The organism is Levilactobacillus tujiorum, assembly GCF_012641185.1.
Lineage (GTDB): Bacteria > Bacillota > Bacilli > Lactobacillales > Lactobacillaceae > Levilactobacillus > Levilactobacillus tujiorum.
Genome location: NZ_JAAXLK010000002.1, coordinates 151,621 through 165,736, shown reverse-complemented (window position 1 = coordinate 165,736; position 14,116 = coordinate 151,621). Strand labels below are relative to the sequence as shown.

At 49.4% G+C, this 14,116-nt stretch carries 11 protein-coding genes; 3 read left to right on the top strand and 8 right to left on the bottom strand.

What is annotated here, in order from left to right; all coding sequences use genetic code 11:
- Window positions 1-56 precede the first annotated feature (56 nt).
- The 3 genes from HF569_RS01600 to ccpA all read right to left on the bottom strand — a co-directional run bounded on the left by HF569_RS01600 (window position 57) and on the right by ccpA (window position 7,128).
- The gene (locus HF569_RS01600) at window positions 57-4,241 is read right to left on the bottom strand and encodes a leucine-rich repeat protein (protein ID WP_168901084.1); all 4,185 of its coding nucleotides are present in this window, start codon (window positions 4,239-4,241) and stop codon (window positions 57-59) included.
- 387 nt (window positions 4,242-4,628) lie between these two features.
- A complete protein-coding gene (locus tag HF569_RS01595; RefSeq protein WP_168901083.1) occupies window positions 4,629-5,459 on the bottom strand; it encodes a hypothetical protein in 831 nt (276 codons plus the stop codon).
- Window positions 5,460-6,126: 667 nt separating this feature from the next.
- The gene (gene ccpA, locus HF569_RS01590; RefSeq protein WP_168850563.1) at window positions 6,127-7,128 is read right to left on the bottom strand and encodes a catabolite control protein A; all 1,002 of its coding nucleotides are present in this window, start codon (window positions 7,126-7,128) and stop codon (window positions 6,127-6,129) included.
- Window positions 7,129-7,345: 217 nt separating this feature from the next.
- Here ccpA and HF569_RS01585 point away from each other — a divergent pair, with 217 nt between their 5' ends.
- From HF569_RS01585 to HF569_RS01575, 3 genes are all read left to right on the top strand, one after another.
- The gene (locus HF569_RS01585) at window positions 7,346-8,443 is read left to right on the top strand and encodes a M24 family metallopeptidase (protein ID WP_168901082.1); all 1,098 of its coding nucleotides are present in this window, start codon (window positions 7,346-7,348) and stop codon (window positions 8,441-8,443) included.
- A gap of 150 nt (window positions 8,444-8,593) precedes the next feature.
- Entirely contained in the window at window positions 8,594-8,923 is a 330-nt protein-coding gene (locus HF569_RS01580) for a toxin-antitoxin system HicB family antitoxin (protein WP_211089032.1), read from the top strand.
- Between the two features lie 12 nt (window positions 8,924-8,935).
- Window positions 8,936-9,784: an SPFH domain-containing protein gene (locus tag HF569_RS01575; protein ID WP_168901081.1), complete on the top strand. Its 849-nt coding sequence runs from the start codon at window positions 8,936-8,938 to the stop codon at window positions 9,782-9,784.
- Between the two features lie 117 nt (window positions 9,785-9,901).
- On the opposite strand, the gene ptsP is transcribed toward HF569_RS01575, so the two are convergent.
- Genes ptsP through HF569_RS01550 form a run of 5 tightly spaced genes read right to left on the bottom strand, consistent with a single transcriptional unit; the run spans window position 9,902 to window position 14,105 of the window.
- Complete coding sequence (gene ptsP / locus HF569_RS01570) at window positions 9,902-11,632, bottom strand: phosphoenolpyruvate--protein phosphotransferase (RefSeq protein WP_168901080.1); 1,731 nt, start codon at window positions 11,630-11,632, stop codon at window positions 9,902-9,904.
- Window positions 11,633-11,665: 33 nt separating this feature from the next.
- The gene (locus HF569_RS01565) at window positions 11,666-12,205 is read right to left on the bottom strand and encodes a hypothetical protein (RefSeq protein ID WP_168849808.1); all 540 of its coding nucleotides are present in this window, start codon (window positions 12,203-12,205) and stop codon (window positions 11,666-11,668) included.
- A 44-nt stretch (window positions 12,206-12,249) separates the two neighbouring features.
- On the bottom strand, window positions 12,250-12,732 hold the full coding sequence (locus HF569_RS01560) for a PTS system mannose/fructose/N-acetylgalactosamine-transporter subunit IIB (RefSeq protein WP_168901079.1): 483 nt from the start codon (window positions 12,730-12,732) through the stop codon (window positions 12,250-12,252).
- Window positions 12,733-12,765: 33 nt separating this feature from the next.
- Window positions 12,766-13,182: a PTS sugar transporter subunit IIA gene (locus HF569_RS01555; RefSeq protein ID WP_168849810.1), complete on the bottom strand. Its 417-nt coding sequence runs from the start codon at window positions 13,180-13,182 to the stop codon at window positions 12,766-12,768.
- A gap of 17 nt (window positions 13,183-13,199) precedes the next feature.
- A complete protein-coding gene (locus HF569_RS01550) occupies window positions 13,200-14,105 on the bottom strand; it encodes a PTS system mannose/fructose/sorbose family transporter subunit IID (RefSeq protein WP_211089033.1) in 906 nt (301 codons plus the stop codon).
- Window positions 14,106-14,116: the final 11 nt, after the last annotated feature.

The window sequence follows — 14,116 nt, the reverse complement described above, 5'->3', positions numbered from 1 at the left end:
AGACCGGTTTAACCAGGAATCATTCTGGTTAAACCGGTCTTTTCTATTATTCAAAATTAATCATGACGCCGCTTACGATATCCTACCAGGCCCAAGCCCCCTAAGAAGAGCCCGAGTACGGACCACCAAGGCGTTGTCGCCTCACTGGTTTGGGGTAACGTCGCTGCTCGCGCGTCCTTAGCTTGTGATTGGGTTGCCTGATTTGACCGTGCTTCTGCCTGCTGAGTCAACCGGTGGGTCATGTTCTGGCCGGAGTTGTTAAGCCCAGTTGTAATGTGACCGGCCGCACCACCGTTTCGCAGTTGTTGTGGTCGATTAACCGTCACTACAATTCCCGGCTTAATCTTAGCATCAACGCCACCATCACTAATCACCTGATGATGGTTGCCTGTGTCAGGGACTTCAGGTGTGTGCGGGTCACTCGGATCAACCGGCGCAACCGGATCAGTGGGATCGGTCGGGTCAGTCGGGTCAACCGGCGTCGTGCCACCACCCGAATTACCCCCATCACCAGCGCCGCCATCCGTTGGCTTAGCAACCACCGTGAGCGTCACCGTCACGTCTGGGGCATCACCATACCGTAACGTCACTTGATACGTTCCAGGCTTAGTCACATCCGCGTTTCCCAGATCAACGGACACCTGATCGCTGCCGACAGCCTGCCCATTGGTATCCGTTGCTGCGGCTTTAAAATCAGCTGCGGTTGGCGTTGGATCACCGACCGTCATCGTGTAGTTGCTGCCGGTCAGGGTAGCCTTCACTGGCAAAATGGTCAGTTTGCCGAGATTGGCCTGAGCCACCGTGTAATTGGCGTTAAGACCGTTGACGTTTAAATAATAGTTATACGTGCCCACCACCTGTCCAGGTTCCCGACTAACGGTCAGGCCAGAGTCCGTGATCACACGACCATTGCTGTCCACGATCGTCGGCTGAATGGTCGGATCAGCGGTTCCCACCGCCTTCGATTGATCAGCCAGCGTTATAGTCAGCGGAAGTTTCTTAATCGTTAATGTCCCGACGGATGACCCATCAGCTAACGTATAATTAGCATTATTGACCGTAACGTGATACCCGTAAACGCCCGCGTCGTTGTCACCATCACGTGTGACCGTAATGTCTGGATTAGCAACTGGTTGGCCGTTCGCATCCACCACTGTCACTTGAGGTTGCGGCTCCTGGTTGCCGTAAACCATCGACTGATCAGCCACCGTTACCGTCAGCGGTGCAGGAGCAATCGTTAACGTGGCTAGGGAAGTTGATTTCGACCAGTCATAATTAGCCAGTGCGGGTGATTCTGCCGTCAAACGCGCCCAGGCGTCCGGATTTACCACAACTTGGTACGTGCCCACGTTAGTGAAGTCAGCAGCGTTGTCGTCCGTCAACAAGACCTGATTACCCTTGGCGTCCGTGTACGCCAGCGTTAAATCGCCGTCTTTCAAGGTGTAAGGTAAATCGTTAGACAATGCCACGTTGAAGTCAGCACTATCCGGAACAGGTGCTTGCCCATTGTAAGTTACGGTCTGTGACCCCGTGACGGTGTAACTTGCTGATCGCTTGTTCACCGTGACCAGCGCTACTGCTGACGAACTGCTCCCATAGCTATAAGTCACTTGGTAGGTGCCCACTTGATTGGTTAACGCGTCCGCCGCAATTTCCACCGGTTTGCCCGTATCATCGGTAACGACCTGTCCCTGACTATTCAACTGATGAATCGTGACGGTCAGGTCACCGATCGCCGCCGTTGATCCGTCTGGTTTAATGGCGCTGAGTAAATTATCCGCGGGTGTCCAGTCATCGCCGTAGAAGATCGTCGAATTAAATACCTTGATATCTGGATTATTGAGCACAACCTGATACTGCCCGGTATAAGTCCCACCAGCCATTGACCAGTTAAAGGTAAACTGATCAACACCAGTTGGCACCACAAACGTGCCATTCGCTCCCAGCGTGACCCCATTCGATAAATGACTAATGTCACCGGGGGCGATCGTCGCTGTGCCCAACGTCGTCTTGAATAGATCGTTGAGTGAGACTGTCGGCTGATCGGCAAAGTAATACGCATTCTGATTCAGGGCCAGATTACTCGTCCCCGCGGCAGCCGTCAGCTGCGTGATGCGATTGTAGCTAAACACGTCCGTTCCCAGCTGTGTTACCGTCATCGGCACACTGACGGTTGTCAGCCGATTGCCATAGAATGCATGATCGCCAACGTTTGTCAGCGTCGCCGGTAGCGTGATGGGGTCAGCCAATTGGTTGTAAACGAACGCACTCTCACCGATACCCTGTAGCTTGTCGTTAAAGACCACCCCCGTCAAATTATTGACGGCAAAGGCCAGATCACCAATTGTCGTCAAATTTGCTGGCAACGTCAGGCTCCCCGTCAATCCCGCGTATTCAAAGGCACCGTTGCCGATTGTCGTCAGACTAGTGGCTCCCGTCATATCCACAGTTTTTAACCCTTGATCGTAGGTAAAGGCGTTAGCCCCGATGCTCTCCAGTTGTGCGGGCAGAACAATCGTTGGCAGGCTAGTAGCTGACAGGAAGGCCTGATCGCCAATTGATATCAGATTTTCCGGTAAGGTCACTTGCGTCAAACCGATATCATAAATGAACGCACTGTTACCGATCGTCAATGGCTGACTGCCATTAGCAAACGTAACCGTTTCCAAATTGTGCAGTGTACTGAAGGCGAAGTCCCCCACCGTCGTCAAACTGGCTGGCAGAGTTAACGTCGTAATGCCGTTATCGTTCTCAAAGGCGTGGTCTCCAATCGTCGTGAGTTGACCGTCAGCGGCAAAATTCACCGCCGTGAGTGCCGTATTCGCGGCAAACGCACTGGCCCCGATTGATTGCAGACTAGCAGGCAAGGTCAGGCTGGTCAACGCATCATAGGTAAATGCCTGACTGCCGATTGTCGTTAATTGTCCATCTGGCGCAAAGGTCACCGTGGCCAACTGACTATCCTGTAGAAAAGCTTCGTCGCCAATTGATTGCAGGCTGGCCGGAAAGGCAATACTCGTCAACTTAGAGTTAGAGGCAAACGCCTGCTTGCCAATCGTTTGGAGGCTAACTGGCAAGGCCACCGTGGTCGCTTGCGCAGCAAAGAAGGCCAAGTCCCCAATTGACGTTAACCCGGTACTCTGACTTAAATCAATACTCGTCAGTGGGTCGTACTCGAACGCTTCGTTCCCGATGGTCTGGATACCCGTGCCAAACGTCACGTTAGCCAAGGGGTTACTAGCAAACGCTTGATCGCCAATGGTTGTGACACTGTCCGGCAAAATTAGCGTAGTAATACTATCATTGAGAAATGCCTGTTTGCCAATCGTTTTCAATGTCTTATTTTGACTCAAATCAATCGTTTGTAAGGTCTTCAAGTAAGAAAAGGCATTGTCCGCAATCGACGTAATCCCGTTTTCAATTATCAGCGTCTTGAGATTAGTTGTGTTTGGGAAGTTGGAACTGAACCCCTGACCAATGGCGGTCACCTGTAATACTTTACCGCTGTCGTCGGTAATCGTCGAAGGAATCACCAGAGTATCGCCAACATCTTGCTTGGCTCCCGTGATGGTCGCGGTGCCGTCGCTATTTAGACTGTACGTTAAATTACTCGTATCCGGAATGACTGGCACGGTCGCGGCTAAGCTCTTCACTAGGGATGATGCCGGACTTGCCGCAATTGCTGGTTGGCCAGCGTGGTCGTCCCCACCAGTGGCAGCACCGCTGGTTGCCGTGTCACTAGACGTCTCTCGGGGCGGCGTTAAATTCTGATCCTCATTTTCAACATCATCTTGGCTACTCACTGCACCGGCAGACGGCGCGGTCTCCGGCGTACCGGTCTGGTTTTGGCCATTGCCGTCAGGATTGACAACTTCATTGTCAGTCGTCTCACCCGAATCCCCAGACGCCGCTTCCTGTGGCGTGTGACTGGCCTCGTTAGTTTTACCATCACTCTCATTAGTGATCGTTGCGTTATCGTTATCCCCCAACGCAGTCCCCTCACTGGCTGACGTGCCACTGGTCTGATCTCCCGTCGACTCACCAGTGGATGGAAGAGCCACCTCATTGCCTGACATCGTACTCTCAGAGCTTGACTGGGTCGTGGCCGTTGGCGTTGTATCAGCGTGTACCGGCGTCTCTTGACTCATCGCCGTTCCTAAGCCAATAGTGGCAACCGTAATTGCGGCGAAAACCCAGTGCTTACCATCCTTGTACATCTTGTAGTGCTCTTTAGCATTCATCTTGATTGCTCCTCTCAAAAAATCAGGTTAGTCGACCTGATGATCACCTCGCAATTTCAGGTGATGTCCCCTTACTCTCCACATAATTTTAACGACCAGTTTCGTTTGTGCAACTAATTCTTATTTGTGAAACCAAGTTAGTCCCTCAACCTTATTAAATCGCGACTTATAATATTTCATTTTAATTCATAGTTTAAAATAATTGTCCTTATTCTATACCGACGCACTCGTTTTGGTCAATAAATAATTGAGAAATCAATTAATTATTTTAACAATACTAGTAGCTAATCAATTCAACATGACCTGTCGTAATCCTAGCGTTATTTTTTCACAATAAAAAACGCCTAAGATACCATCATCTTAGGCGTTTTTGTGAAATCAAGTGATTTACTTTCTGAACGTTCGGTGCCCTAACATAATTAACAGCCCTAGCACAATTTCTACCACTCCAGCAAAAATGACGACTTCCAGGCCACTACGACCAACCGTTGCGACCAAATTCGTTACGGTAGCTGAAGCGGTTGGCACCACCAGGGGTAGAAAATAATAGCCAGCAGCGCCTAGCAGGCCCGTTAACAAGCCTCCTAGCGTCATTCCTGGACCCAAGCTTGCCATTACGTGATGCACGCTAAAAGCGTAGATTGCTGTTACCAAGGCCAATAACAGACTTCCCATCAGGATCAAGAAATTCAGGCGTTTTAACTTCTGAATTTTGGCCGACGCTTGCGTCATGGCTGGTGTGGTAAAAGCGGCCTTAGCGGCTTGGCGGGCCTCTTTAGCAATCGCGGCGGTCATCGTCGACGTCACCGTGACCCCTACCGTCTGGGCTTGGGCACTCATTGCATTAGCGAGCGCCGTGCTATCCACAGTAGTTGTAGCCGACTCACCATATAGCTGGGCGACACCCTGGGCCAGGTAAGGCTGGGCAATGCCGGAAGTTACGGGATTGCCACTGATGCCGATACTTTCCAACTCATTATTCAGTTGGTTAATCACCTTTTGTCCCGTTGTGGAACGAGAGACGACACCTGCCATATAGTTGGCATTAAACACCGTTATCTTTAACCCTAACGTCAGCGTTAATAGCAACACCAAGATTGCCACCCACCGAGCTAAGGCAGGTCGGCGTTGATAGGTTGGCTGTGAGCCCTTTGGGGGTTGCTGCGGCGCTGGTTGGTCTGCCGAATGGTAGCGCGCCATGCGACTATTGTCACTCATCAACACCACCTCCAATTCGATCAATTTGTCCCTTACATTTGTATGTCATCACCCGATCACACAAACTTGGCACATGATTGTTATTTATTGTAGCATATCTGAATTCGACAAATGTTAAGCCCGGCTTAATTTTAATCGAATTCTTCCTTTATTGCGTAATCAACTGAAGGCTGTAAGAACCAAAATCATTGCCAGAGCTTGCAGTAGTAAAGATAATTGGGTGAAAAGTAGGCTAAACCCGCCACCTGCGGCTGGCAGAGATTCCGCCTGCTGTGGGGACCGCCTGCGGCCTGAGAAGCGGTTCTCCGGCTCGGTTGGAAGCCCGGCAGTTCACCAGTCTCCCAACACGTCCCACGCTGTAAGCCGAAAATCGGCTAACACCGTTGTCACAGCTGGCTCCACCTCTGCCCTCCTCCGGTTACGACAGTCGTTGACCATCAAGCTATCGCAAACTGTTGGGGTACCAGCAGTTGTCCCACAGTAACATAGTAATTGACGACATCTATACAGCCGATAGTGAGCTCAAATTTGGCGAACGGCAAGGCGGCATTCTGATCCACATCAATATCAAAGCACGCAACCAGGCTCTGTACGGGATAACCCGTTATTCAACGATTAGAAGTTAAACAAAAGACACGAAAGTTTTCTTCCGTGTCTTCCTGGTGCTCTACTTGGTTGAGCTCCGCTTCATCAAGCCGTATGGCAAGATAACCGTGTTTTCATCAACCGTTTCATTATTCATTAATTTAGTCAGCAACCGCATGGCAACGGCACCAATATCATACAAAGGTTGAGTGATTGAACTCATCTTTGGTCGAACCAATTCTGTTAGCTTAGTGTCGTTACTCGTGATGACTTCAAATTCATCTGGCACAGCTACGCCAGCATCCGTCAACCCATTCATCACACCAGCAGCCAGTTCATCGTCACCGACAAAGGCGGCAGTGGCCCCAGCAGCGCTCAAGGCTGGTTCCAAAGATTGACCTGCCTTGTAGGTGTAGTCCGTCTCAAAGACCAGCTTATCATCGTAAGCGATACCGGCATCCTTCAAGGCTTTCTTGTACCCTTTCAACCGGTAGTCGTGGTTGATTGCTTGATCCATTGAGCCTGAAACAAAGGCAATCTTTTCATTACCATGGTCGATCAGGTTCTTAACAGCTTCGGCAACCGCCGCAACGTAGTCAATATTAACACTAGGTTGCGTCTTTTCAGCGTCAACTGAACCCGCCAATACAATTGGGGCCTTTGAACGACGGAATTCTTCCCGCAGTTCGTCAGTGACTTGGTTCCCCATGAAAATGATCCCGTCGACTTGTTTGGCCATCAACGTGTTCAGGACTTGAACTTCCTTGCCACCATTTTCATCAGAATTTGTCAGGATGATGTTGTACTTGTACATCATTGCAATATCATCAATTCCCCGTGCTAATGAGGAGAAGTAAGCGTTCGTGACATCTGGAATAATGACCCCAACCGTCGTTGTTTTCTTACTTGCTAAGCCCCGTGCAACAGCGTTTGGCCGATAGTCTAAGCGATCAATGACCTCCAAAACTTTCTTCCGTGTTGCCGGTTTAACATTGGGATTGCCGTTAACGACCCGAGAAACGGTGGCCATTGAGACCGCCGCCTCGCGCGCCACATCATAAATAGTTACTGTTTGTTTTTCCATAGCGAGAGCCCTTTCTTTCTTGTTTTGATTTGTTTTCATTCGTTTTCACGCAACTTGACCAGTATACAGAAATGTTTTCATACGCGCAAGGGTGAAAACGCTTTCACATCAAAGAATACCTTATTTTCACAGAATTTTCAAGACAGAACCCCTATATTCCCCAAATTAATCGCAGAATTGATGGTATACTAATGACATTAATTGAAGGGGTGATTTCATGACGAAACTCGAACAGATTCAGCAATGGACAGAGGAACACCACGCTAGTATGACCTATTTAAGCAACCCTAAGACCATCCAGTACCTCACCGGCTTTGGGAGTGACCCCATCGAACGGGTCTTAGCTTTGGTTGTCTTCCCCGACCAAGACCCATTCATCTTTGCACCGGCCTTGGAAGTCGAAGTCATTAAGGAAACTGGCTGGAAGTTCCCTGTTGTGGGCTACTTGGACCATGAAAACCCATGGGCCATGATTGCCGACCAAGTTAAGCAACGCCACGTAAATCCAGAACACATCGCTTTGGAGAAAGGTCAACTTCAAGTGGCCCGGATGGAAGCCTTAGCCGCTCAATTCACCAGTCCCCGCTTCGACTTGGACATTACCAGTTTTATTGAACACATGCGGTTAATCAAGTCTGAAGAAGAAATCAAGAAATTGAAAATTGCCGGCAAGTGGGATGACTTCGCCTTTGAACACGGTTTTGCTGCCGTCAAAGCGGGCAAGACGGAACAATCTGCCGTAGCCGAACTACAATACGCTTTGATGAAGGAAGGCATTATGGAAATGTCCTTCGGTAGCTTGGTTCAAGCCGGTGCTCACGCCGCAGAACCCCATGGCGCTACCAACGATACCAAGTTTGCCAACAACGAACTGGTCCTGTTTGACCTAGGAACTGTCTACGATGGCTACATCTCTGATGCTTCCCGGACGGTTGCCTTAGGGACCCCGACGGCCAAGCAAAAGGAAATCTACGACGTTTGTCTGGAAGCCCAATTGACCGCCCAAGCTGCGGTTAAGCCTGGTCTGACGGCTGCTGAACTCGACAAGATTGCCCGCGATATCATTACCAAGGCCGGTTATGGCGAATACTTCATTCACCGACTGGGCCACGGGATGGGCATGAGTGATCACGAATTTCCATCTATCATGGAAGGCAACGACCTCGTCTTAGAACCTGGTATGTGCTTCTCCATCGAACCCGGGATCTATATTCCTGGTGTGGCGGGCGTTCGGATCGAAGATTGTGTCCACGTCACAGCAGATGGCAGCCTGCCATTTACCCACACACCTAAAGAATTAACTTACGTGGGCTAGAACCACCTTACGAATCATAGCGAATAACCGCGTTTCTTACTGTCATCACTGGCAGAGGAAGCGCGGTTTTTTGATCTTAAAATTGCCAAAGTGATATCATCATGATATTATTAAGCTATCATCTTGGGAGAAGTCTTAGGAGGCCACATTATGGCAAAAGAAAAACAAAAGCGTTTCCTGCTACGCATGGATGAAAGCCTCTTCGAAAAGCTTTCACAGGCCGCTACCGCAGACGGTCGTAGTATCAACGCTTATATCGTCAATATCTTATCCAAGACCGCGACGCCTGGAAACTGGGAGACCCGCCAACTGGTAGGACGAACGGTCCCCGGAAACGCTTTGGACGCCAAAACCGGGCTGGTGTTAGTCGCCGGTATTTACTATCGTTACCTATTGGAGCCGCGGGAAGCGCCCGATGCCAACGCAGAGTATACGATCATTGAAAGTAACGGCAACATCCTGACGTTTAAGAAAGTTTGAGGAGGAGATACGATGTTTGGAATCAAAATCGTGCATCAAAATAATGAAGGTTTAGTTGAAACTTTGGGAAAATACAAACGGAGTGTCGCCCCCGGCGTTCATTTCTATTTTCCCGGTCTGCAAAAGATTCGGACGGTTGAGCTGGCCATGACGCCGCTCGCCCTGCCCAATTATTCCGTCATCACCAAGGACAACGCCGACGTCTCCGCTAGTCTGACGCTGAACTACCACGTGACCAACTCCGTAAAATTCCAATACGAAAACACAGATTCAGTCGAATCCATGGCACAACTGGTGCGGGGACATTTACGGGATATCATCGGTCGGATGGATCTGAACCAGGCGCTAGGGTCGACGGCCAAGATTAACCAGGAGCTGGCGACCGCCATTGGCGATTTAACCGACACCTATGGGATTAACGTTGATCGTACCAACATCGACGAACTCACCCCGTCAGCCGCCATCCAATCCGCTATGGATAAGCAACTCACTGCCGATCGTGAACGGATCGCCGCCATCGCTAAAGCTGAAGGGGAAGCCAAGTCCATTGAGCTCACGACTAAAGCCAAGAACGATGCTTTAATGGCAACGGCCTCCGCTCAAGCCACGGCAACCAGAACTCGTGCCGATGCCGAAAAATACCGGATTGATACGGTCAACTCCAGTCTGGAAAATGCGACACCAGAATTTTTCGAAAACCAATCCATCTCCGCCTTCAGTGACCTCGCTAAGTCACCAGCGAACGTAGTGGTTGTCCCCAAGGACGGGATCGCTGACTTGGGCCAGATTCCGGCGATTGGGGCTGCTTTGCGAAGTGGCTTGCAGACGCCGGTAACGCCAGAACCCAAAGCCAAGAAGTAACCATCTACGCTCATCTATCGTTCAAATTTCCGGTTTCTCAGTCTGTCCAAGCATTATCTAACAACTCAAAAATAACCGTAGCGAATTTAACCGCTACGGTTATTTTAACGTCATTATTTAAACTTGACTCGTCTTCAACTTCTCAACCAGCGCCTTAACCTGATCACTAGTCTCACAGTCATTAATGGCTGATTCTGCCAAATCCGTCAGCGTCGAGGCATCGAGATGTTTCATCAGGTTCCGCGTCTTCAGAACGGACGTGGCACTCATGGAGAATTCATCGAGACCCATACCCATCAGAAGCGGCACCGCCGTTTGATCACCGGCCATTTCACCACACATGGCGACGCTCGTCCCATGACGGTGAGCAGCCTTGATCACGTGGTTAATCAGACCCAAGAGGCTGGGATGATACGGTTGATAGAGGTAAGAAACCCGTTCGTTACCCCGGTCAGCCGCAAACGTATACTGAATCAAGTCGTTGGTCCCAATACTAAAGAAGTCAACTTCCTTAGCGAAATGATCGGCAAAGATAGCTGCATTAGGAATTTCAATCATCATTCCCAACTTGATCTTTTCACCAACCTTGACGCCCGCTTCAACCAGCTTCGTCTTTTCTTCATTGAAGATCGTCTTAGCCTGCCGCAACTCCTCCAGCGTGGCAATCATCGGGAACATAATTCCCAGATCGCCAAACGCCGAGGCCCGGATTAGCGCTCGGAGCTGTGTCCGGAAAATATCCTGCCGTTTCAAGGAAATCCGGATGGCCCGGTATCCCAAGAACGGGTTCATTTCCTTAGGCAGCTGCAGGTAAGGGAGATCCTTATCGCCCCCGATATCCATGGTACGGATAACCACCGGCTTACCATCCATTTGCTCGACGGCCGCCTTGTAGGCTTTAAACTGCGTTTCTTCAGAAGGCAACTGGTCGCTGTCCATATAGAGGAACTCGGAGCGGAACAGCCCAATTCCTTCAGCTCCCGACTTCAAGACCGCTGGTAAATCCGCCGGCGTCCCAATGTTGGCAGCTAACATGAAGGATTGCCCATCCTTGGAGACCGTGGGTTGGTCCTTTAGCTGCTCCCACAAGGCCTTTTGCTCTGCGAAGTCTGCCGCTTGCTTCTGGTAATCCGCCAGCTCATGCTCATCCGGATCGGCTAACGCCACACCGTGCAAGCCATCCAAAATGACCGTTTGACCATCTTGAATCGTAGTCGTGGCCTTCTCAGACCCCACCACTGCAGGAATCTCCAAGGTCCGTGACATGATGGCCGAGTGACTCGTCCGGCCCCCCAGATCAACCAGGATCCCCTTTACAAAGTGCCGGTCTAACTGCGCCGTATCCGAAGGCGTGAGATCGTGAGACACGACCACGACTGGTGAATCAACCAGCGCTAAGTCAGGCAACGGTCGATTCAAGAGGTGGCTGAGCACCCGCTTAGTGACATCCCGCACATCAGCTGCCCGCTCTTGCATGTAAGCGTTGTCAGTCATGGCCTCAAGGGTCGCCGCAAATTGATCCGCAACATCCTGCTGGGCTGTCTCGGCATTGCAAGACTGCTGCTTAATCTCGGCTTCAACTTGCTGGATAAAATCAGGATCATTCACCATCGCTAAGTGGGCATCGAAGACTTCGGCCTCTTTAGGACCCAAGTTGGCTAACGCCTTAGCCTTGATTTCCTCTAATTCCGTCACCGTGACTTGTCGGGCCGTAGCCAAACGATCAATTTCGGCTTGTGGATCAGTTACTGTCTTCTTTTCAAAACTCAAATCTGGGTCAACTAACGTGTAGGCTTTCGCGATGCCAATCCCATCGCTTGCCGCAATTCCTGTAATTTTCGTCGACATACGTCATTTCTCCTCGAGTAATTCAGTCCGTCATCAGCGCTTCTTCTCCAATACCTTATTGACTAAGATACTGGGATTGTGTTTCACTCCTTGACGTTGTAGCTCCTCAAAGATGTTGAGAAATTGCTTCTGACGGAACTTAAACCCATCGATCATAATCGAATAAAAGGCCATGTTGCCATTGCTAACCAAGTTTCGGGCCAGCACGACATTCTTTTCACCCTGACTGACCACCGTCTTGCGTGCCAGAATACCAATCTGCATGACGGCATTATTCGGCGTCATCTCAATCTTCAAAATGTCCGACCACGGCACCACCACTGCTGGTGTCTGGGTGTTGTCCGTAATCCCCTGATCATTAAAGATGTAATCCGGTTGCTTGCCCAAGCCCTTCTTAGCCGTCTCAAAGGCCGCATAGAAGAACAACAGACCGAAGGCAACCGCCAGCACCTTCATAATCAGCCAAGTCGAGGTAAAGACGACCCCACAAATGGCAAAGCCAAACAGGATAAAGACAATCGTGGTCATATAGATTCGTAATCGACTGGGATAAACTTCATACGCATCATTCATTTTCAATTCCTCAAATCATTTCTGAACTAGCCCGCCACCAAGTCTTACTTGATTGCTGAGTCGTATTCTACTCGCTTAGAGTCTGGCACCGTTTGGAAATAAATTTCCAAGCCCTTGTCATGGAATTCCTTCAAAAGGGCCTTTTCTTCATCACCGATGGCGACCGTTGGGATCACAAACTTGGTGTTGGCCTTCTTGGAAACCCCACCGACGTTGAGTTCATCTAATTCAAGTCCTGCATCCAAGGCTTCTTTAACTTCCTTGATGTACTTGAAAACGATCACAACTTTGTCATCACCGAATTGGTTCTTCTTCCATTCTTCAGCGACTTCAGTAGCACTGTAAACCTTGATACTCAAGCCACCAGTAGAGTTCGTGCTGACATAGATGTCCTTCATAAAGTCATCAGCAGCCGTCGCGTTATCCACCACGTAAACGGAATTCGTTCCAAATCCCTTGGTCCACTTAGTCATGACTTGGCCATGAATTAAACGATCGTCAACTCGTGCTAAATTAATTTGTCCCATAATATTTATCCTCCAATTTTAACGCTCTTAAATTTACGATTGGTGTAAGAAATTCTTGTCGATTAGTTTCATCCCTTCAGTTGCGACGCCGATGGAATCCGTAATCAACTTTTCAGTATTATCTTCTGCTTCAGAGAAATTCAGAATGTTGACTAACAATGGCAGACTCAAGCCCGTGACAATCTTGATGTCATGGTACTTTGCCAGAGTCGACAGGGACACGTTAGATGGACTACCACCGAGTAAGTCGACTAACAAAACTGTTTCATCGTAATCGGCTTCATTGGCTTGTAAAATATCATAAACTTTTGTCCGCAAATCATCAACCGATTCTCCTGGATGAAGGCCCAGTGCCTTGACATTTTCCTGAGGTCCCATTAATAATTCCATGCTTTTAACCGTTTCAATTCCCATGTCACCGTGGGTAATCACTAAGAATGCACGTTTCATAAGACTGACTTCCTCCTTTAGATGATGTAGAAGATACTAAGCGCAACCAACGCGATCGTGAGATAAATCAATCCCCGCGTGATCTTGAGACCTTGCTTCTGGAAGTACCAGTACAGCATCAAAACGGCAAACAGTGGCAAAATCCCTGGCAAGATGGTATTCAGGATGTCCTGAACGTCGAAGGTCTTCTTACTAATGGTAAATTTCAGATAACTTTGAATCTTAATGTACTGTCCGGCTAAGATCCCCATCATGTAGAGTCCTAGGACACCTAAACCATCAATGATACCGGCCATTCGACCACCCGTCATGATTTCCTTGGCGGCCGCCCGACCTAGTGAATACCCCATCTTGGTGAAGTAATAACCATAAGTAAAGGTGGCAATCGCAAAGCAGAGGAATGGCAGCAAGGCTCCCATGAAGTTCCCTTTTTGCGCAAATGGCAAGAAGATGGCGATGAAAATGTACTGAACCGTCCCGGAGTCAATGGAATCCCCAATCCCGGCTAAAGGCCCCATCAACCCCACCTTAGTGTTGTTGATCATGTCTTCAGAGATGGGTTCCTCGCCATTGGCTAAGGCCTTAGCCCGTGCTTCTTCCAGCGAAATGGTCACCCCAGTTAAGGTCCCACCACCCCAAGTAGCTTGGGTGTTAAAGAATAACAGGTGTCGTTGAAAGGCCTTAGCTAGTTCGGCTTTATCCTTATAGAGCTTCTTCAACGTTGGAATTAGTCCGAAACAGAAGGCTGGTGCCAGCATCCGGTCAAAAGTATGGGGAACTTCATTGGCCCACCACCAACCGAACCAGGATTTCATCAAGTCTTTGTTCGTAATTTTATCAGGTTGCGGAATCCGATGTTCTTCCGCTTGAACGTCCTCTGATGCTTGAACGTCAGCGTTCGTTGCAGCTACTTCTTCACTCATTGAGTTCTACC